Raw genomic sequence first — 20,958 nt, 5'->3', positions numbered from 1 at the left:
TCCTCATGAAATTAATTATTTACCAGGCTGAGTGCGGTGATGCTGCTCGGATTGAGTACCAGGGAAGTGATGGGCGCCTTCATCATATTTTCATCGACAGTGGATTTGAACGCACCTTCCGAAACGCGCTTGCGACTGATATCAGGAGTATTGTAAAAACTACAGGATGTATCGATCTGTGGCTAATCTCTCATATCCATGATGATCATATTGGGGGTGCAATTGCCTATTTAAAAAATGTAAAGAAGGGACTGGTTCCTGATATTGTTCATTCTTGGGCATATAATCCTCCACGCGGAAATATGAAAAATTCCATATCTCTCACCGGTGAAGTGAGTACTGCAAAAAGTGTTGTACAGGGAGATCAACTTGCCAACTATCTATTCGCAACCAGGGCGCGAGTCCACAAAGAGGTTACAACTTCCACTGGCTTGCTAAATATCCATGGCCTGGAAATCACCTTTCTTTCGCCAGATGACAATGCATTAGCGGCTTTAAGAAAGAAATATGCACCGGAACTGTATAGGCCCTTTGAACGGGAAGAAGACTTTGTTGTGAGTGCCGCTAAAGCTGCAGTTAACAATGACTATGCCACCAGACTAAACGACTTCGAATTGAACAGCCACATCGAAGATAATTCTATTGAGAATGGTAGTTCCATATCGGTATTGACCAACCTAAATGGCAAGCAAATCCTCTGGCTGGCTGATGCACATTCCTCATTAGTAGTTCGATCTTTACAAGCACTTGGTTATACTATAGCGCATCCATTGGTTTGTGATTGGGTAAAACTTTCACATCACGGCAGCAGTGCCAATAATTTATTGCCATTATTTGAAATTGTTCGTTGTAACAATTATCTGATAAGCTCAAATGGCGAGAACAAGCATCGATTGCCAAACAAGGAATGTATTGCAAGAATTTTGCGCAACCCGTATCGGACTACTGAAAAATACCATCTGCATTTTACTTATGACAATCCAACATTGCGCGGTATTTTCTCTGCGGATGGTCCTGAGATTTTTGACGAATTGAATTTTGAAGCGCATTATTTTTCTATGCCTTCAACTAGCATTGAATGCTAACGTATTTGATGAGCATGTTTAATAGTTGTCGGTGGTAAATGGTTCACGGAAGGCGGAACTCCCCGGTGCTAGATACACGTCCGGTTCCGGAATGCCTTAAAATAGGTCAATAGCTGCATACAAATTGTCGTATCAATCAAAATTGCGTTTAAAGATGTATGTATTTTTAAGCGGCGATTCGTTTAATTATTATTTCATAAGCGAGAGATTCAATCCACCTTTTAACAACCACAGGTACTACACTATTTCCAATAAATTTTACTCGGTCGCCTGCACTACCATCAAAACGATAAATGAAAATCTAATAAGGTAAGTGTCCAATCAGAAGATAAACAAATAATATTATCAAACTTTGCCCTGGATAGGCCCCCTCAGGATCATACAGTCTTTTAAAGTATTTACCCTAAGCGTGTAAAGGAGTGCTTTATATGCTGTATTAAAATCCAACCATTTACAAAATATTGAAATATTTCTTATTTCATATAGTATATCCGGTCGTTCCAGTCGTTATAAATATTAAGACGAGATTCAGATATGGCAAAAAAGAATGTTTGGAATTGCTTCCTAAGTGACAGAAGGCGGTTAGCTGGGTAATTGCAATAAAGAAGAAACATAAATTATTATATAATCGTCAAGGTTGAATAATGCCCCGTATCTTAAATGATAGTAATCGTTAGTTCGTAATTCATATAGATCAATGTTTTGAAAATGCGCTTATTATACTACTGTTTGTGTGCCTGTTTAATAAGTAGTTCTATTAAGGGACAAGCCCGTACAAATAGATTATTTGTACTTCCTGAATCATCACATTTTTATCAGCCAGCGGAGATAATTGATACTAATGGATTTCACGTGTATAAAAGAACGAAGAGCTATAATATTGGAGAATGGGGAGGTTCTAGTATTCTTTTGTACGGCGATCATCTTATTAAAAATAATAAGCCATTTAGTTTTGTCATAAACAATAAACAAAAAACAAGAGTATCGTTTGCCAACCATCTATTTGTTTCATATCATTCTGAATTAAGGCAAACCAGAATCACGAACTATGCAGGAAATATTGTGATAGACGATAGTCACAAAACTTTTACTTTAAAGAAAGGGGAAACAATCATTATCTATGATAATTTATCTGTTCGCAAGTACCATAATGAAAATGCTTCCAGCGATAGTTTATGGATGACGAATGGTTCTTTTGATCTTGATGATTTGGAAATAGACGTAATTTTAGGGCGACTTGCTCATGCCTTTAATTATAACATTTTGTTCAATTATTCCCAACCGGTTAGCGATTTCCAAGGAGGGATAACTTGCAATAATTATATTTACGATGAATTAGCTCTCTTTATCAGTATATGTGCCTCTGAAACCCGATTCTGTTATAACATTGTTGGGCATTCAATAGAAATTAATAAAGAGGATCACAATAATAAATGAAATTGAATATGGAAGGCGTGTAATTAATAAAAAAACGAAATGGGAAGTTGTTCAGGGATGTAACAACCTCAGCAGCAGCTGTATTAATATGTAATAATACTGGCTGCTGCTACCTTTCGTTATGCTCTTTTAAATTTGATATCCACTACTGGCGCCACTTACACTTTAAAAATTTATGCAGATGCACCAGATAAACGTATGCGACAAGAAAAAGCTTTATGAAAAGACCTGTGCCACAGGCAAAGTAATGCGTATTTAGCGGCAGAATGCTAGCGGGGAAATTCACGATCACAACTAGCCCAGGGGTTATTTACGGAAAATAATATATTCAGAAGCTGATTAATTACATTCGGCTGAGGACTTTATTGTTTGCCGTAATTAATTTTTTATCGCTGATATTTTCAAACAAATCGCCAACCTTTTCTAAACGGCTAATGGTTTTATTCATCCTGAATGTTCGAGGGTCTAGCTTAGAATTAACTTCTTTCCATGCCAGTGGTGTAGACACCAATGGAATATGATAGGGTCTAACACAATAAGGAGCTGCGATTGTATCGGCATAATCATTCTGTGAAAAATCAATAAACACTTTATTGCCCCGACCGGATTTATTTATATTTATCGTCGCCTCCTCAGGAACCAGTTCATGAATGTCCCTGCAAATCTGTTCACCAAGTGATCTTGCCTCAGGACAAGTGAAGCCGCTGCATGGGATAAGAAAATGCATTCCCGTTTTCCCTGAAGTCTTAACAAATGCTTTTAACTTGTTTTCGTCGCAGTAATCTTTGGCAGCAATCGCAGTATTTTGTAAACGTTGCAATCCCTTTACCGACAGCTTATCTTCGGTTGGATCTAGGTCAATTACAATATAATCGGGTTTATCCGGTGTTTGCATTCGCGCGTTCCAGGGATTAACATCAATACATCCTAAATTAATTAACCACAGTAATGTCGCCTCATTGTTACATATGAGATAATCGATAACCTTGCGTTTTCCAGCACCCACATGTCGTCTTCTGTCACTAAATATTTGTGCGCAATCAGGCTGACGGCCTTCCATATCCTTTATATATAAGCCAGGTGCTTGGGGACCATTCAACTTTACATGCAGAGATAGCGCCCTGTCTTTTACATGGGGCAAAATGTATTCATGCACATTATGATAATAGGTGATCAAATCCGCTTTACTCACGCCTTTCCATAATTCACGATCGACATTAAATAGATCAATTGAACAGTCGTCTATTTGAAAAGCGCCCTTATCCTCATGGTTCTGTTTTTCCACTTCCGGCCAGTTGCTTTTCGCAGAAGTGGATAATTTTCTATTTCCAGCAGTAGTCTTTTGGGGAGTCCTTCCTGTGGACGATTTCTTGTCCGGCGCAATGTCTTCAATCAATTGCTCAGTATCACTTTCACGAATTTCTTTCGGCACCTCCAGTACAACCTGTTTTGCTTTTTTATCTTTTCTGAATCCCAAAAACGTAGCTGGCTTCCTTATCCGGCCTGATTTTGTCCAGGTAGCGAATTCAAAATTAGCCACCAATTCTGGCTTTACCCAGTGTATAACAGCTCCTTTTGTATCAAGTACCCTATTGACAAATGGCGATTCAGTAACTTCTAGTGCCTGTAATTGCTTCAATATCCCAGGCATCTCATTTTCTTTATACCCTCCACCGCTCCTGCCAATCCATTTCAATTGTTTACCATCATAAGCTCCAAATAATAACGATCTGAAGGCCCGGGACTTATCAGATTCTGCCCAACCGCCGATCACAAATTCTTGCCGTTTTCTCGTGGGAGTTTTCAACCAGTTGCTGCCGCGGTTACCTTCAATATATTCGCTGTTTTTTTTCTTTGCTACAATACCTTCTAAATTTCTATCAAGCATTGATTGATACAAGGCTTTGCCATCTTCAAAATGCTCGCTGAAACGAATAATTGCATTATTCGCTAATAGGCCCTCCAATATCTCTTTTCTTTCAATTAGTGGCAATTCCTTAAGCACATAACCATCAATCCACAAAATATCAAATACGCAGTAAGTGATAGGATGATCGTGTCCGTTATACAATTGCAGTGCATCGAAGTCAGGTAGCCCTTCTTTATTAAATACCACGACTTCCCCATCAAGAATCACGTCATGTTTTAGTTGCTGGATCGCTTTTACAATTGGTGGATATTTATCCGTATAATCAAGCCCGCTCCGCGAATCCATCCGGACATTCTTTCCTTTTGCGTAGCTGATGATTCTATAGCCGTCCCATTTGACTTCATATAAATACTCTTCACTTTGGATAACTTCTTTAGTGAGTGTGCAAAGCATTGGTGAAATCCTACTCGGCATCTTTGCCTTTCTTCCTCTACTTGCAATCGTTTTTACTTTTTTAGCCATGATCATTATTCAAAGTATCGTATCTATCGGGGGGTGATGCTATCACAATAGCTATGCAAACTTTAAACCGTCTGAATAGTCTGGCATCATTTTTTAATCATATTTAGAAACTGTAAAATTATGCCAGATAATAAAGAAGATCGCGGCGCACGTGATCGTAACCGCGTGAATATTAACGAAGAGTATGAGCTACAACATATCGCAGAAAAATTGGGCGTATCGACCGACGAAGTAAAAAAGGCAGTAAGCGAGGTAGGTGAAAATCGGGAAAAAGTCGAAGAATATCTTCGGGGTCGCGCTAAAAGTAATCACTGACTGACCTTTGTGCCAAGTCAGAGAATTTCCTTGAAAAAAGGTGATTTAATTATTAATCTGCGGCAGTGTGCAACATGTATGCTCGTGCATGCTTACAAGACCGTCGGCCATGTACTGGCTGATTCACTCAGCTAGTGCAGTGAAACTTGGAATAGCGGATTTCAATTGGACTGACGCAAGCCAATGACGGAAACTCCTGGGAAAATCAACTGTCTTCCCATTTAAATGACAACAATCTTTCCACTATCTGATCCTTGTAGGGGCTAAAAACAGAACCCTCCAACCGCCATCCTTGGTTTTCTATCTCAATCAGTTGGCCGTCGTAATACCATCCCACGCCAGTGTTGAGCTTACCGTTCCAATACCTGTAAACATGGAAGTCCCTTGGCGGAAACCCTTTATGATGGGGACATATCTTGCCAATTAATTTTCCTGACTCAAATTCAAAATGCATTTCGTTCATAACGGAAAAGTATCTCTCACCATACATTAAATACAGCTATCAAGAATAAGATAAAAATTCACATGATATTTTTGAAAGAAGTTACATAAATCGCTTTTTCAAGCATATATTGATTCAGTCGACAGCAATTTAAATATTTGAGTGCCCAAGTCTGCAAATCTGCACAGCAAAATCACTGCACTAAAATAGAAATTAATTATATATTGAGTTTGGTCAATTTTATTTTTAAAAGACATTTTTGATATTTGTTGATTAAAAGGAACAATATATTTATGACTACACTGTCACAAAGTTATTCTAGCTCAATTAATATGAGTTTAGAGAAATTGGCTTTAATAGAAACAATGAGTCACCGTGCCAAATGTTTGTGTTCCTTTTATGGCCTACTCACGTTACAGCAAATAATTGGCTACTGGCAAACACATCACACATTTAGAACGCTAAAGGGTTGTAGTATTACAACTGATTTAGAATTAGCGACCATCTGTGCGAAATACCTTTTAAGACAAAATGAAAGCGAAGCCCATATTCATCCCGCCATACAAAAGTCAACCCCGATACAAAAGATAATGTTTTGTCAGCTTTTGGCTGTTTCTATCCTGGGAATTAGTAGAAAAAGTCTAAACCTCCTTACCGCGGAACTAAATGGAACAATACCGGTTCGTGATATGTTTGGTGTGGTTTACAAAACAATTTGGAGTCAAAATATAGCTCCCAAGAAGAAGAAATGTGCAAACGAATTATTAGATCTCGATATGTGCATTTTCAAATTCATCTCCGCTGTGAAACATGATGAAGAGCATACTATTTCTAAAATGTATGATAAAGCGGTACAGCTATTTAGTAAAAAAGGTCCCGGCACGAACCTATTTAATCCTGAATGTGTGCTCAACACAGATGGCACAATTCGTTTTTTTCAACTCATAGATTTGCTTATTCAAAATGGCCTTGTCTTCAGTGATAAATACAAGCAGGTATTCCTTTCGTATTTTGCCAATCCCAAAAACATCAATTCGGCCTTGTACCGGCGAAAAAGAGATGTGGAACTATATATAAAATTATATTCATGGTTATTTTCTTTTCTGTTTCTGCATGCACCCCATCATTATCACCCCGACTCCGACTTTATTATTCTCAACAAAGACTACACCATCAAATTGAATACTGCTGAGGGTGTAAATTTTAATGATGGATTTTATTCAAGAATATTGAGGGTCATGTTGCAATCTAGTCACTCATTACTATGTGAGGCAATCGGTACACTTGGCGGCCGTAAGAATTTAAGCGCTGTTTACTTTGTCAAAAATGATTTACTCAGCTTATATGATTGGAACAAATTCTTTGAATTTATTATTAAGACTACCTGTGAAAAAAGAGACAGTAAATATTTATTGAGCTTGGATCATGTAGTGAAATTATACACAGCAACTGAAGATCCGGATCAAATTAACCGAATTACCCATTTTTGCAAAATTCTCCTGTTAAATGAACTTGAGTTGTCAATTGATGATCAAGATAATATCGTTTTCTTTTGCAATGAATTTCATAGTGCTCTTTTCTATGTGAAGAAATTTTTAAACGAGTGCGGAACCGCAAAAACTTTAGACGAGATTATTGATGAGTTAAGAAATAATGCTCCACATCTGTCAATAAAAAAAGCATCGCTCCAAGCTAGAATTCGTTCTAATGCAGAGACTTTTATTTTTTTTGGTAAATCAGGAAAAATTGGTCTCAAAATTTGGGAAGAAACTGATGAATCTGTTAAAGGGGGAAGTTTAACAACGGCCGCAAAAAAATGTTTAGAAGGATCACCTGAGCCCCTGCATAAGGATGAGATTTCCAACAAGTAAAGAAATATCGGGAAATATCCTCTGCCATGATGCTATGCACACTTAAGAATACACGTAACAGAAGCTTATTCGTATTCTTTGAAGGCGATCTTATCGGTTTAAAATCCAAGACATATGATCCTAAATTTGTTATTGTTGGGTAAGTCGAAGGCAAATTGCAAATCTGTACAACAAATGTATTGCACTATAATAAACTTGATTTTTTTTGGTTCAAAATAATCAATGAGGTGTTTTAATAATAGTTGTAATTTGAGATATACCCTTTCTCTAAAGGGTTATCAAATATAATGGGTTATTTCATTTACTTTATTAGTGAATGTTGTCGAAGTTGTCTCAAAAGGAACTGAGACGGCTTCTTTTTTTAATCGTATGCACATATGATGAAATATTTACAATCCTATAAAATAAACACTGAAAAAAGGTTTTCTTACCATGTCAGTTTTGTAGCAAGCGTGGTTGCATTATTCAGTCAAAGTTCCATTTTTGATGAGGCGATAGATGCAATTAAGAAAAGGAATATTCGAGAATCTTTTAAAACAGATGCACAACAGCTTCGCAAAGATTTTGATAATACCCTGAGTAAAACTTATAGGGTTTTCGAATGAGATTCATCAGCAACTAACTAACATAGTCACCTGCCGCTGTTGTTTTATTTAAAAGAAAATCGTCTTTTCCGTGGTAATATTTAGGCTTCGACTGTTTCTATATTATCCGGGCTTCCGGGCATTGGTTTCTAGATGTAAGGTTTAAGGTTGGAAACCGGGAGGCGTCCGGTTTCCATTTTTACCAGATCAAGACTTAACAATAGGCGAAAATATTAAGTTGTGAAATTTCGCTCCAGAACTCCACCAGGAAACTTTTCGTATGCAGGTGACGGCCTTTGCATGTATGGCATCCAAATTTCAACCCTTACACCATGCCCCTCCTTACTCCGGCTGCGATCAATAACAGACAACTTCGCCTTGCGCCCCGTCTGACGAGATAGAATATTTAATCGCTTCTGGGTAATTACTGTTGAACTTGGTTTTACTCTAAAGCCATTGGCAAAACCCTGACCATTATCTTCAATTAGACAATAAACAAAATTATCTACGGTTTTTAAGGCAATGTTTATCATGCCTCCCTTTTCAGTATTTGCAAATCCATTCATGATTGCATTTTCAACGAACGGCTGGATAATCATTGGGGGAACCAACACTGCATCATGAGGGAGGGAGGTTTCAATGTGATAGTCAAATTTTCTATCGTGCAGGAGTTGCTGAAGAGATAAAAAATTCTCCAGTGCCTCTACCTCATCGTGTAGGCTAACTAAGTCATTTTGGGAATTAGCGAAATTCAACCTCATCAAGCGTGAAAATTTATTCAGATAATCGGCTGCTATTTCCGGTTCGCTATGCCAAATAAAACTTTGTATGACAGACATAAAATTGTACAAAAAATGTGGCTCCATCTGTGTGCGAAATAACTGTTGTTTAAGAACTGTCTCAGCTCGCTGCATTTCTAACTTTCTTCTATTCCATAATAATAGTCCAATGGTTCCTAACAACAAACCTCCGATTATCATTCCCGCCATCAACAAACGTTGCTGATTTCTAATTTTCACATTAGCCTCATTGCTTTGCTCCAAGGTCTTAATTTGGTTATCTTTTTCACGGACTGCATATTTCGTTTCCACTTCTCGCGCATGATTGCGAAGTGATGAATCCATTAGCAACATGTAAGCAGTATGGGAAGAATCTAACGCCGTATATGCATTCCTCAAGTGATCTTGTTTCAAATACACTTCCGATTTAGTTCGCCAGGCTAGTTCTAAAAGATGATAGTTTTTTATCTTCTGGCCAAGTAGTATGGCGGAATCAATGTAGTCGTAGGCTTCGTCAAACTGACCTAACTGCCTATATGCTTCGCCCAAGTTGTTATAGGTGTAACCGCTGCGGTTTCCCACACTATCTCTAATCTTTTTTCCCATCAACAAGCTTTGCAACCCTTCCTTAAATCTGCCTTTCTTTAATAAATGTACGCCTACCGTTTCGTACCAACCGGCACGGGAAATGGGTTGCCGACTTACGTCACCAGGAAGATTGCCGTAGGCATTCAAAAAATAACTTGCTGAATCCATATCATTCATGGCTTCATAATAGTCGACAAACAACCGTGCGATTTGATTGATTTGTCCTGGTTCTTTGTCTTTGAGTTTCCAGGCTTGTGTTAAATATTTGTATGTGTTAGGTAAGTCTTCAAATGATATGTATGCATGAGCTAATTCGTAACAAATTGAAGCTAGATATGTGGAGTCTCGTAATATGGCGATATTGTAAGCCTGATTAAGGGGATGGATGGCACTATCATACAACTGCTGTTTTTTGAGCAAATGCTGCCAGACTAAATAAAAATGTATGCTGTCTTTGGTACGAATTCCTTTGAAGTTGCCAAACTGTAAAGCAGTATTAAAATAATAAGTAGAACTATCATATAAACCTTCAATAGTTGCCTGTTGGGATTTACATAGGTTCCACATATAATTTAGCTTGCCATAATTTAATTTTTGCACACTATCTCTCACCTGGTTCAAATATAGTCCCGCGGAATCCCACAGATCCTTATCCCAATGGGCCTCTACCGTTTTGTATATTCGACGAGTTATTGTATCTAGGTTTGTCTGAGATGCTGGTCCAATTTTATTCGTTTGCTGACAGGCTGCAAATACAACAAGTAAAAAAAGAAAGTGTCGCATAGCGGTTACTTGGATATTTATTTACAAATTGTTGATATATTCCAGAATACTTTCTTTTTTTCTACTGGCCAGAGGGATTTCCATTCCGTCACGTAAAATTAAAAAACCATCTTTGCGATATTTTTGCAAATAGTGATAGTTAATTAAATAGGATTTATGGGGGCGAATAAACACATTTTTGGGAAGGCTGTCTTCATATGCCTTGAGATGTTGAGACGTTAGTATGGCCTGACCATTCGATAAGTAAAACGTTGTATACCCATTATCACTATGACAATACATTATATCGTCAATTTTTACTACATGCAAACAATCAGCATCAGAAAGGACGATGATGTTTTTTTCTTTACCAGTAAAGTTTGTCGCTACCCGCTGTAAGAGGTCAAGTAGCTCATTTGTATTCACTGGCTTAAGTAAATAATCCAGCGGCCCAAACTTGATCGCTTTCAAGGCATATTCCTGGTGAGAGCTGAGAAAAATAATTTTGAAGCTAAAAGGCCCAATAATATTGAGAAGATCGAAAGCAGTACCGTCTTTTAAGCGGATGTCTAACAACATCAAATCCGGTTGGTACTGTTTTAAAATGGCCAACGTTTCGACCACTCCGGCACTTTCATTTATACTACCGACGTTAGGACTTTTTTCCAATATCGAGCGAATATTACGCCGGATGGCGCTCTGATCTTCGACAATCATTGTGTTTAGCCCTTTCATGGTTAAGGATAATTACTACTTAAATATATGGCATTTTAGACATATACCATGGCGTTAGTACCCCCATCGCCAACGGTTTTTTCTGGCAAGTGGCTGGAATTGGAGCAGCCTAAACGGGAATGGATCAGTTCTCTACGGGGATTGATTGGCACTTTCTTAAGCAATGATTTGATGTATTTTGCCCTCCCCGACACCCATCACTATCACATAAATCAGCACCTTATGCTACAGGGAGAAGCGATTCGGGAAAAGCTGCACCAACAGCTTCTACAGTTGAATGTAACTGGTTTTACTTTTAAAAACATTTCAGCAAGTATTGATATAACTAAACGATCGTTGCATCAATTGAACGAGTTGGTGTTAACACAGGGATTTGGGAACAGCGAGGAAGAAATATATTATTTTAAGTCGGTTCTTCCTGACGTGTTTGGTCATCTCATTTTCTACCTACGTCTAATCCATATTGAAAGCAGCATATCCGCCATTGGGGGGCTAATGTCGGCCCAGTTCCATGAAAAAGAAAAACATAGAATTCAGTCTTATTTTGAACGCCACCTGCACTTATATCGATATTATCGTTTAGGATTGACTTATTTGGACGATAAGTATTTTATGAGGCCCATCCATCAGGAACAATATCTCGCAGATAATTGTGCCTTGCTCGATTCACGGCTTTCTACACCGATGAGTCAACGGTTTGCTCGATTCAAAGCATACGATATGTTAATGGAATTTCTTCAGCCTTCCGCTAATACAGGGCAACTGGGTGCGACTAATCTCGTCTGGGCGGCTCAAAAAGTTCAGTTGGCAGAATTAATTTATGCATTGGACAGTATAAAGGCGTTTGGTAACGTAAATACGATGGTATTAACAGACATGATATGTAAATGCTGGAACGTTCACCTGAGTTTTATACATAAAACGTTCGAAGAAATTAGACTGAGAAAAAAGAATAGAACACCATTCCTGGACCATTTAAAGCTGTGTTTGCTTCAGCGAATGGAGCAGGATGATGATAAGTGATACAGGTATCTCGATTAATTACCGCCCAATAAGTTCTTGCTTTGCCAAAGTATTAGGAATATCACCAAGGCCCGAATATCCAGTACTTTCATGCGCAGCATTCTTAAGGCGGTCCCTTTCTGATTAGCTACTGTTTGGGCGCTTATCCCCATCAACCCCGCAATTTCGGCCAGACTCAATCCCTCCAAATAAAACAACTTGAAAACAATTTTCGCACGATGTGGCAATTTTTCTATTTCATCGTAAATATGCTGTAGCACGTCCGCTTCGATGTTAGTATCAGGAAATACTGGTATTTCGACTTCATCGCCATTTAGAAGCATATATTCTTTCTCCAGTGCATAACCTCTTTTACGAGATTTCAACAGGTCAAACGAACCATTTTTCGCAGTAATAAATAAAAACGCTTGAATTTTGTCAAAAGATGAAAAATACCTTTCCTGCTGGTGCAATTTTACAAAGGTATCTGCGGTTATTTCCTCGGCGACCTGCTGGTCATTCACTAATTTCTTCACGAAATAGAATATCCGCATGCGAAAATGGTCGAAAACAATTTGAAAAGCATTCGCATTACCCGCGTTAAAGCTAACCAGCAGTTCATTAGAAAGCTGTTTCATCAGGATGGGTTTATTATGAATTATTTTTGTGATACAATAGCCGAAAGGCAAATAAAGGCATACCGGTGATTTAGTCCGGAACGCTCTTTAAAAACAAATAAATTCATCACTTTACTAACAAATATACGAAATTGGATACATATATGTATCCAAATCTTATTTTTAGTAGCCGATTTTTGGCGCGGTGAAAAATCAAGTGATTATTAAAAATTTTGGACCGCACCTACGGGCGCTAAGGGAGAAAGCCGGAATGTCTCAGCAGGAGCTTGCTGATACTGCTGAATTATCAAAAATCACCATTCAGCGCATAGAAAACGCAAAAAATGACCCTACGCTGAGCACCTTATGCGCAATTGCCGGTGCCTTAAACATTCCCTTAAAAAAACTAACAGATTTCTAATTGACGTTATTGAAAGCTGGAAATTAAAGTATAAGCTGCAATCCCCCCTTAACAATCAATATTAATCCTGCAACTGAGGCAATGAATTCAAAAAACCTGACGAAAAGTGCTACTGGATAGGAACTAAAATGCTGTAAACCGCCAGCGCCTCGCCTGGCAAAGCGATTACCTCCCACTATAAAACGAATGACTAATCCGCCAAATATCAACCATGGCGCATACTCTTTGGATGAAAATAAGGTTTCCCATATATGGTGTAACATAGTTTTAATTTTTAATTATTATACAATAGATCACTCGAAGCAGATAAAAAGGCTGCCGGCTCTATACAACCGGCAGCGAGAAATTAAAAGTTTAAGCGTTTCAATGATTCTCTTACTTCCGCTTGTTGAGCATCTTCCTCGGCACTAGCTGCATAACATGAAAACAAAGGTTCTTGTATGATCTCTGGTTCCAGCGGCACCGATATTGGATGTAACCCCTTATCTAAATCATCATAATTAATAATGACATATTGAATAGCTGCACTTGCAAAAACAAATTGAATGGTGTGATTTTTAATTTCAATCACAATTTTTACTGGTTTCATAATGTGATATTTTAGGTGAATAATTTCTTTCCTTTACGTAGGTAGATTTACTGACTATCGTTGTCTTCTTCTGTCCCTATCAGATTGACGATATATTCCTTTATCCAATCTTCGATTGTCTTTCCCTCTATCGTTTTAATATTTTGCATCCCGGCGGCCATGCCCGCCTGAATGGCTTCATACATTGCATCCCATAACATGGTGCGGGATATATCCTCAGCATGTGCCATATGCGCTTATTAATTGCTATTAGTTAAAAAGTTTGATACAGGTGCTGTTGGCAGTTTTTACCGTTCGTTTTTTTTCCGGCGGCACAACGCGATCTCCATTCACTGGCCCACTTCCTGCCATTGGAGCCTTCGCTAAATATTTCTTCGACTGGAGATAATAGGTTGAGTATTCGCATCGGGCAGTTGCATTCGTAAGGCCCTACTTCCTCGCTCATATCCTTATACCCAAAATTGTTGTGGGCCTTATTGTCGATTGAAGTGAGATAAATCAAGCAGGTTACTTTACCCTGTACAGGGCCATGCTTTTTCCCTAGCCTTACGGCTGCATAAATAACGGTGCCTACTACTGCATGATCGACGAGCGTAGCCCAGTCAGGATCGTATGAAAGATGTTCTTTGATAAAGTCGGTTCGTGAGCCTTTAAAGTTGAATGTTGTCCATCCCATACAATATATTTTTAGATGAGTAATGAATGATATAGTAAGAGCAGTGCATGATAGAATGAGAACTGATAGCTATTATTGCCACCACATGACTAAGCGAATGTTAAAGGCGCCGTCAGGTAGGGCATCTATTTGCAGTCTAAAAGTGTAGGCATTACTAGATTGTTGTACATGCTTTACCTGCTCGAACCACAGTTGTATAGCTTTCAGTTGCTGCTCATGGCAATATTCAAAGCGCATGTAGATGTAGTCACTCTCCATGCTCCATTTGTGCATGATTTGACCTGTATTTGAATTGTTAATGCCGTAATTTTTACGTGGCGCACTATTATGAAGAAAGTTGATGGCACGCGATACTTTGGTCACATCAAAATCATTGGAGTGATGACGAACAGCAATAAAACCTAACAACTGACCTTTAGTAAGATATAATTCACCACTAAACTTCAATTGCTTGCTGGCTACGTAAATCTGAACACCTAATTCATAATGATGGGCGTCTGTTTTAATTATCATCTGTTGGTGATGCTCCACTAACCGGGTAAATACCGTTTTCAGCGCTTCATCAATTTGGTCTTCCGTGGTTAGGCTATTGAGTTGATCATAACTATAATAGTCAGTAAGTGGTTCAAAAAGATCTCTATCAATATCATTATTATAAGGTGAGTGTCGTCCCCATACCTGAATTCTGTCAATAGCCAGTCTTTTACTCTCCACATCAAATTGCAACAATTCCGCTAAGGATAGCGATGGATTAATAAATCCATTAGTATATAATAGTTTTCCGTTGACTTGATTTTTTGTTGTCATGATAAATTATTTTATGGTGATGAATTATTTTTTGAGCCTTCATTTAGCTTCCCTGGAAGTATACCTGCGCTACTTGTCAAGCACAGGTATACTTATAAAAGATCGTTAGCTTAACATGGTGTAGGCGGCAATGATCTTTTTGCTCATGGCTTCTGCTTCCGGCAAACGATGTTGATTTTTGTCAGGATGCCACTGTATAATCATTAGACGAAACGCCTTTTTGATTTCTGCTTTTGTGGCGCTGGTACTTACTCCTAAGATAGCCCATGGTGTTTCCTGCTGCTCCTGTAGGATAGCCGTTGCATCCTCTTTACTCATACGTTCGCGGAAAGCATTATTCCATTGCTTGGCGTTGCCAAAGCCCTTTGAGGTGTCGTAGGTTTTGTAACCGTCTAAAAATCCTCTAGCCATATTTTAGTCTTTTATAAAATTTACTTCGTAAGGTTGTTCGTTGCCCAGTATGCCCATAGCTTGCAGGTGTTTACAATGGCGATGCCTTTTCCATCCGGGGCAATCGCAGCCCCAGTGTTTCTTTCTTTTGTGTTGGGCAATGGTGTACAGACGGTTGGACGTTTGGCTTTGAATGTGGAAACGGAATTGCCATTGTTCATTATCGGGCAATACAAGGTCATGATGTATATGAATGGTGGGTAACATAAAAATGAATTTTAATTAAGCATTTGTAGATTGATGTTCAGATAGCGTGAGCACTGCTTGCCCGCAATTATTGAGAATAAATTCACAAGCTGCTCGTGCTTGTGAAGCGGCATTTAAAAAAAATCTTTTATCATCGCGCAGTTTATGCAGCCACCCTTTGATATATGCCGCACTGTTATCAATAGTGGCTTGTTGAATGCCGGTAACTCCAGACAAATAGGCAGCTGTCAATTCAGCCGTTAATTCTTCTTTGCTGTAATTTTTACCGCCGAAACTATCGTCGGTCATTAATTCTTCGCGGTTCAACCGGCTGATGTGCCCGGTACTATGTGCCAGCTCATGGAACAAAGTGCTATAATAACCTTCGTCGTTGTGAAATAAGGATTGGGCGGGCATAAATACTTCATCGAGTGAAGGAACATAACACGCCTGATCACCTTTGTGTGTGATGGGCGGGCGCTTAGGCATACCTGCAATAATCTCTTCACAGGCTGCGATCTTTTGTATGTGGGTGCGTTCGGTGGGTTTATCGACCTGAAATTCGATACCTTCCGTTTGCGCGATATTAAAAACGGTGTGCATCTTAGGTACGCGAATCATTTCAGGTACTTGTCTTTCTATGCCGGTCGCTTCATCCCTAACGGTACGGGAGTGGTACTTACTTTTGACGGGTGCCATGAAAATAATGCGGTAACCTTTTTCTCCTTTACGAATACTACCTCCTAACTGCTGCGCTTGTAAAAAGGTGATATAGTACGGTGTTGCATATTCTTTGAACAGCGAAACGAAATTGAGTAGGAACGCGTTCCATCCGCGGTATGGTGTTTCTCCGGTAATGTTACGGGGCAAGCCATAGCCATGCCATGGCTTTTGCCAAATAATATCTCCTTTTTCAAGGGCGGCAATAACGTAATCGTTTACTTCTGAATAAATGTCTTTGTGGTCTGCGTTTGCTGCGCGATAATTAAATGTTGCCATAACGAAATGAATTTTTGTTATTGAATAATTCGGCTTCGCCTCATTCGGCCTGCCGATAGGCAACCTTTATCGCGCGTGGGCGGGAAACGTCAAAAAAATACAACCGCCAAAAATTGGTGAACATGGCCGCCGTAGGGCAGCTGTTGACAAAGACGGGTAATGTATTTCAATATAAGTGTTGAACTGAGGTGGAAAGTGTGTTGTCGCCGATGCCCTACGGCGGCCATGGCCTTTTGCGGTGGAGATTTTTTTCGACTTTCCCCTGTGTGAGCAAATAACTTTGCCTTCCGGCAGGCCGAATATTCCAGGAGCTTCTGTGAGCTGTACACTGCATCAGATTTGTCTCACACATCAATGCTAGTATACCATGAGTTTTTTAGCCATCAACACATGGATAAAAAAAAGGGCCTTCCACAATGGAAAGCCCTGGGTTATCCCCGTGTCTAGCCGTATTGCTGACAGGTTGCACTCCTGCAGAGCCTGTTTCCTCTTCGGGCTAGCCTCTTCTAATGCGTTTACATATATTATTTGTATCACTGAATACTGATCTAGTTTTGATAGTTCGCTTGGGGGCTTTGATATGGGCGTTAATATTATTACCATATTTAACAAACAAATCCCAAGCGTCGGTGGGAGTAATTGCAAAACAGCTTTTGTTGTACATTCTCACTTGACAAGATTCTTCTGTAGGAGATAATTGCAGATAATTGGCAAAATCGGCACTTGGTTGTTGGGTTTGATTGACATATAGATAAATACCCAGTTGGCTAGGGTCGCCGTTCATAGTAAGGCCACGATTGGCTTTTAAAGTTAACAATTCATTTCCTATTTGATCAGTTACTGAAATATGATGGATGAGTTCATGGACATGCTTACCATACATCCGCGCATAATCAAGTTCGTTCAAATCAAACGATGATAAATGTTGAATAACTTTTTCCCAGCCGTAATGAAAATATTCCTCTATCAACGACCCGGAATAATTCGATCCGCTATATACGGGTTGTCCAAAAGCATCGGAATATTTTGCAATTTTAAATATGGGTGTATGTTGATTTACTTCATCCATATAATTTAGGGAGTGACGGTGTAGTTCTAGCCAGCTTTCATCCGGCATTACCTCGCCGGTTTGTTGATCATATTTTCCGACCTGCATGATAATGTTTTGCGGATCAAACTGTTTACACCTGTTCAGCGGAAAATTACTTTCTTCTGTTAATAGCCCAAGCCGCCGTCCCGATATATAATACATGCCGGAAGGGAAATGACTAAATCTAACATCGGCCTTCACAAAAACATCCAGCATGGGTAAATGATCATAGCTATTTCCTACCATTCTAAATAATCGCATACTTTCAAAATGTTCATTGCTTTTATCCTGAATAGCCCTGCTTTCTATAAAGTATTGCATATTAGTTGCACAGAAATATGCCAATGCATGTTCCAAATTCTGAAAACGCGATACGCGCAGCGTAGAACAATTATCCTTAATCACATCGTTAGTTGGCGTGTAGCCTAGTGGCCGGAATTTAGTATATATCGTATACGACAAGTAAGCCATGGCTTCTCTTAATTTTATATGCCAAAAGAATTTTTCTTTAACGGTTCATTGTCCCGGCAGGCAGGATTCTTGGCTTTAGCTTTTCGTTTTATGTGTCCTAGAGGCTTGTTAACCAGGGCGATATAGTGATGCGGCGATCCCAAATGTTCCAGCGGTGTGGTATGACGTTCTATCGCTCGTAATGCCTTAAATGAAGCAGCAGCCATATTTACTTTTATCAAATCCTGTTTGTCCTCAGCAAACCGGCGAAGTACCTCGCAGCCACTGTTGTTATCCATTAGCACCACATTCTTTATATGAATGAATGCACCATGGGCAACCGCCTGCTGCCTGTCAAATAAAGCATCATGTAAACCCATGATATATTGCACCGCATTTTCAATAGTAGCAAACGAACGGTGATTGTCCTGATAACCGGAAAGGTGATCGTTTCCTGCGAGGCTTTCCCTTTCCATAGATACCTGATAACCTTGCGGCAAGCCTTTTAATTGAGCTGAATGATATTGATTTGCTAACCTTTTACAAGTTTGATACGCCGGTTGGAGCCGTATTGTTTTGGTCAAATCATCATATTGAGCCAACAGGTGGGTATTTGTATTGATATCAAAGCCTGCGTTTTTCAAGAAATGGTTAAGCTGATATTTATATTCACTAGAACCATTATAAAATTGGAGATGCAGGTCTTCGTTTGCTGAACGGGAACCCACAAATTGAGACTGATCTTGCATTTCAATGCCTACTATCTTCGACATATGCGGGCCGGTAATATAAGCATCGGTGATGTGCTGATCTAAAGCGTTTGAAAAACTTATATAACGATGACAGGTAGCTATATTAGTTTGCATCAAATAGGCAAAGGCATCTGCTATGGAAGAATAATGATAAACCGACGAAAATTGCCAGCCTAACCGATTCCTGGCATCGCTCATCAGGTCTGGATTGTTATATCCTTGAACATATACGGCGAAATTTTGGGCATTATTTTTCGGCCACAATTGGCCTTGTCGTTCTAAAGAGAATCGTAATGATGTTATTCCGTCGGAAAAGTACATGTCCTGGTTCTCTGTACTTAAATATCCATATAGCAAACATTTAGCGTCCGGCTGATAGCCTACATATTCTTGAAGCGGTATACCGGTAATTTCTTCAAAATGTTTAATACCTCTGGGAAAATGCAAAAATAAAGGTCGATCAATATTTTCCGGTAAATTGATGTCGTGTGCGGTCCTTTGCAATTGCACGCATATACTTTCTGAATGGTTCTCTTCGATAATAGCAGCTTCTTTGATATGCCGCGCAAACTCTGGCCCAATATGCTTGGCAAATCGATAATCCATTTCTTCGATAGACAATCTCAATAGCGACAGAAATGCATCCGATAGGCTGTTATGATAATGTGTTTCGTGCTGGTATTGCTCACCCAGTCTGCGAACAGGAAGCAGCGTTTCTTCAAGTATCTGTAATCTATAGTTCAATCCACTAACCATGCGCTGTAGTAATTTAATTAACCTTTATATTTTCAATCCACCTTCTTTATCGTCTCTTAACTTTTTGGAACCATAATGTATTCTGCGTTGTAGTTCCCGCTGCTGCCCATCTAATGGAATTGATTGACCAATAGAAGTATTGGGTACCAGATAATAATCCAATAAAGGCCCTTTTAAGACGAGGTTGCCCAGTTCATGCCCCGTCTCTTTTTCAAAGCTTTCCTTAGAAATTAATTTATTATTGAGTTCAATATATAGGCCGTCACGAAGGTTACTATGTTTGTAATCTTCAATATACCTGTTCATTAGCAGCATTTTGTCATCTTCCATGATGAATGCTTTAGTATACACACGCGGACGCAGCTCCTTTAGGCAAAGCGCTTCATTAAATGCTTTGGCATCCAGTAATTTTAATTCATCAAATGCTTTCTTGAGCGATGGAAAATATTTCATCACCGCTATTCGCATAGGTCGGGAATTCATTTTCGGGTCCCATCCTGATAGTTCAATACTTTCGTAGGACAGTATATATTCTTTTTTATCTTGCTGACTCATACACATATTTTTGGTTCTTGCTTATTTGGCATCAAGCAAGCGACTAACAATAATTTCGAACGCTTCAAAGCAACAGGGATAATCCCTTTGGAAAAGTAGGTTGGGTTTGTCTGTTATATTTTTTTATCCTGGGCGTATATAGCTGTCCATCGATGTTTACTATTCCCAGGTTACTTTTAGAGGCGAGCAAATAGAGCGCACCATATGTTTTTTTAGGTTCATACAGCGATAGATCGATTCCAGCTCGTTTTTCAAATTCCCTGATTGAAATAGCAGCGGTGTTAATATGCAAGTAGGTACCGGCAGAAAACTTAAGAGCAGCATTTTTGTCTATCGCGTATTTACGACAAACCAAGCCGAGTTGTTTTGATAGAATTGCTGCACTTCCGATCGTAAAGAAAAAGCCATGGTGCCAGGCAAGATCTTTAAAGTACATACGGTTATCCATGTTCATGGCGTGAAATGCGTCCACTAGATAATCAAAAGGTTTTTCAGTTTTATACCAAGGTTGATTATCACGCGGCTGTTGATCAAAGAGTAATTGGTATTTCACTTTTACGATATAATTATTCATCTTCTACAGGCTTCCTTTCTCACATAATACCTACCGCTGTAATG

Annotated in this window: 23 protein-coding genes; 7 read left to right on the top strand and 16 right to left on the bottom strand. The window is 39.1% G+C overall.

Features of this window, described 5'->3' with window-relative positions; genetic code table 11:
• The first annotated feature begins 5 nt into the window (after nt 1-5).
• Nucleotides 6-1,085: a hypothetical protein gene (locus tag GGD38_RS31300; protein ID WP_375303304.1), complete on the top strand. Its 1,080-nt coding sequence runs from the start codon at nt 6-8 to the stop codon at nt 1,083-1,085.
• Between the two features lie 708 nt (nt 1,086-1,793).
• Nucleotides 1,794-2,522 (top strand): hypothetical protein, encoded by a 729-nt coding sequence (locus tag GGD38_RS31295; RefSeq protein ID WP_375303305.1) that lies wholly within the window; start codon nt 1,794-1,796, stop codon nt 2,520-2,522.
• A gap of 343 nt (nt 2,523-2,865) precedes the next feature.
• Here GGD38_RS31295 and ligD read toward each other — a convergent pair whose 3' ends face one another.
• Complete coding sequence (ligD, locus tag GGD38_RS31290) at nt 2,866-4,914, bottom strand: DNA ligase D (protein ID WP_375303306.1); 2,049 nt, start codon at nt 4,912-4,914, stop codon at nt 2,866-2,868.
• A gap of 120 nt (nt 4,915-5,034) precedes the next feature.
• Here ligD and GGD38_RS31285 point away from each other — a divergent pair, with 120 nt between their 5' ends.
• From GGD38_RS31285 to GGD38_RS31275, 3 genes are all read left to right on the top strand, one after another.
• A complete protein-coding gene (locus GGD38_RS31285; RefSeq protein ID WP_375303307.1) occupies nt 5,035-5,229 on the top strand; it encodes a DUF3606 domain-containing protein in 195 nt (64 codons plus the stop codon).
• A gap of 735 nt (nt 5,230-5,964) precedes the next feature.
• Nucleotides 5,965-7,542, top strand: coding sequence for a hypothetical protein (locus tag GGD38_RS31280; protein WP_375303308.1), 1,578 nt, complete (start codon nt 5,965-5,967; stop codon nt 7,540-7,542).
• A 377-nt stretch (nt 7,543-7,919) separates the two neighbouring features.
• Nucleotides 7,920-8,147, top strand: a complete 228-nt coding sequence (locus tag GGD38_RS31275) for a hypothetical protein (protein WP_375303309.1) — start codon at nt 7,920-7,922, stop codon at nt 8,145-8,147.
• 212 nt (nt 8,148-8,359) lie between these two features.
• On the opposite strand, the gene GGD38_RS31270 is transcribed toward GGD38_RS31275, so the two are convergent.
• Entirely contained in the window at nt 8,360-10,276 is a 1,917-nt protein-coding gene (locus GGD38_RS31270) for a histidine kinase (protein ID WP_375303310.1), read from the bottom strand.
• Nucleotides 10,277-10,297: 21 nt separating this feature from the next.
• Complete coding sequence (locus GGD38_RS31265) at nt 10,298-10,990, bottom strand: LytR/AlgR family response regulator transcription factor (protein ID WP_375303311.1); 693 nt, start codon at nt 10,988-10,990, stop codon at nt 10,298-10,300.
• A 48-nt stretch (nt 10,991-11,038) separates the two neighbouring features.
• Between GGD38_RS31265 and GGD38_RS31260 the strand changes: the two genes are divergently transcribed.
• Nucleotides 11,039-12,013 carry an RteC domain-containing protein gene (locus GGD38_RS31260; protein ID WP_375303312.1) on the top strand — a complete coding sequence of 325 codons (975 nt, stop codon included), beginning with the start codon at nt 11,039-11,041 and terminating at the stop codon, nt 12,011-12,013.
• Nucleotides 12,014-12,027: 14 nt separating this feature from the next.
• Here the strand turns inward: GGD38_RS31260 and GGD38_RS31255 are convergent, their stop codons facing one another.
• Nucleotides 12,028-12,630, bottom strand: a complete 603-nt coding sequence (locus GGD38_RS31255) for an RNA polymerase sigma factor (protein ID WP_375303313.1) — start codon at nt 12,628-12,630, stop codon at nt 12,028-12,030.
• Nucleotides 12,631-12,814: 184 nt separating this feature from the next.
• Here GGD38_RS31255 and GGD38_RS31250 point away from each other — a divergent pair, with 184 nt between their 5' ends.
• Nucleotides 12,815-13,030 carry a helix-turn-helix domain-containing protein gene (locus GGD38_RS31250; protein ID WP_375303314.1) on the top strand — a complete coding sequence of 72 codons (216 nt, stop codon included), beginning with the start codon at nt 12,815-12,817 and terminating at the stop codon, nt 13,028-13,030.
• A 23-nt stretch (nt 13,031-13,053) separates the two neighbouring features.
• Here GGD38_RS31250 and GGD38_RS31245 read toward each other — a convergent pair whose 3' ends face one another.
• The 12 genes from GGD38_RS31245 to GGD38_RS31190 all read right to left on the bottom strand — a co-directional run bounded on the left by GGD38_RS31245 (nt 13,054) and on the right by GGD38_RS31190 (nt 20,914).
• Nucleotides 13,054-13,293 carry a hypothetical protein gene (locus GGD38_RS31245; protein ID WP_375303315.1) on the bottom strand — a complete coding sequence of 80 codons (240 nt, stop codon included), beginning with the start codon at nt 13,291-13,293 and terminating at the stop codon, nt 13,054-13,056.
• An 83-nt stretch (nt 13,294-13,376) separates the two neighbouring features.
• The gene (locus GGD38_RS31240; RefSeq protein WP_375303316.1) at nt 13,377-13,619 is read right to left on the bottom strand and encodes a hypothetical protein; all 243 of its coding nucleotides are present in this window, start codon (nt 13,617-13,619) and stop codon (nt 13,377-13,379) included.
• Nucleotides 13,620-13,666: 47 nt separating this feature from the next.
• Nucleotides 13,667-13,849, bottom strand: a complete 183-nt coding sequence (locus GGD38_RS31235; protein ID WP_375303317.1) for a hypothetical protein — start codon at nt 13,847-13,849, stop codon at nt 13,667-13,669.
• A gap of 23 nt (nt 13,850-13,872) precedes the next feature.
• The gene (locus tag GGD38_RS31230; RefSeq protein ID WP_375303318.1) at nt 13,873-14,295 is read right to left on the bottom strand and encodes a hypothetical protein; all 423 of its coding nucleotides are present in this window, start codon (nt 14,293-14,295) and stop codon (nt 13,873-13,875) included.
• A 72-nt stretch (nt 14,296-14,367) separates the two neighbouring features.
• Nucleotides 14,368-15,102 (bottom strand): hypothetical protein, encoded by a 735-nt coding sequence (locus tag GGD38_RS31225; protein WP_375303319.1) that lies wholly within the window; start codon nt 15,100-15,102, stop codon nt 14,368-14,370.
• Between the two features lie 105 nt (nt 15,103-15,207).
• Entirely contained in the window at nt 15,208-15,513 is a 306-nt protein-coding gene (locus tag GGD38_RS31220; RefSeq protein ID WP_375303320.1) for a J domain-containing protein, read from the bottom strand.
• 3 nt (nt 15,514-15,516) lie between these two features.
• Nucleotides 15,517-15,759 carry a hypothetical protein gene (locus GGD38_RS31215; RefSeq protein WP_375303321.1) on the bottom strand — a complete coding sequence of 81 codons (243 nt, stop codon included), beginning with the start codon at nt 15,757-15,759 and terminating at the stop codon, nt 15,517-15,519.
• 15 nt (nt 15,760-15,774) lie between these two features.
• Nucleotides 15,775-16,737, bottom strand: coding sequence for an ArdC family protein (locus GGD38_RS31210; RefSeq protein ID WP_375303322.1), 963 nt, complete (start codon nt 16,735-16,737; stop codon nt 15,775-15,777).
• 496 nt (nt 16,738-17,233) lie between these two features.
• Complete coding sequence (locus tag GGD38_RS31205) at nt 17,234-18,148, bottom strand: hypothetical protein (protein ID WP_375303323.1); 915 nt, start codon at nt 18,146-18,148, stop codon at nt 17,234-17,236.
• A gap of 164 nt (nt 18,149-18,312) precedes the next feature.
• Nucleotides 18,313-19,785, bottom strand: a complete 1,473-nt coding sequence (locus GGD38_RS31200; RefSeq protein ID WP_375303324.1) for a hypothetical protein — start codon at nt 19,783-19,785, stop codon at nt 18,313-18,315.
• Nucleotides 19,786-19,809: 24 nt separating this feature from the next.
• Nucleotides 19,810-20,340 carry a hypothetical protein gene (locus GGD38_RS31195; RefSeq protein WP_375303325.1) on the bottom strand — a complete coding sequence of 177 codons (531 nt, stop codon included), beginning with the start codon at nt 20,338-20,340 and terminating at the stop codon, nt 19,810-19,812.
• Between the two features lie 64 nt (nt 20,341-20,404).
• The gene (locus GGD38_RS31190) at nt 20,405-20,914 is read right to left on the bottom strand and encodes a hypothetical protein (protein WP_375303326.1); all 510 of its coding nucleotides are present in this window, start codon (nt 20,912-20,914) and stop codon (nt 20,405-20,407) included.
• Nucleotides 20,915-20,958 lie beyond the last annotated feature (44 nt).

Source organism: Niastella sp. OAS944, assembly GCA_024809215.1.
Classification (GTDB): Bacteria; Bacteroidota; Bacteroidia; order Chitinophagales; family Chitinophagaceae; genus Niastella.
The sequence above is the reverse complement of the archived record's forward strand: the minus strand, read 5'-3'. Positions and strand labels throughout refer to the sequence as shown.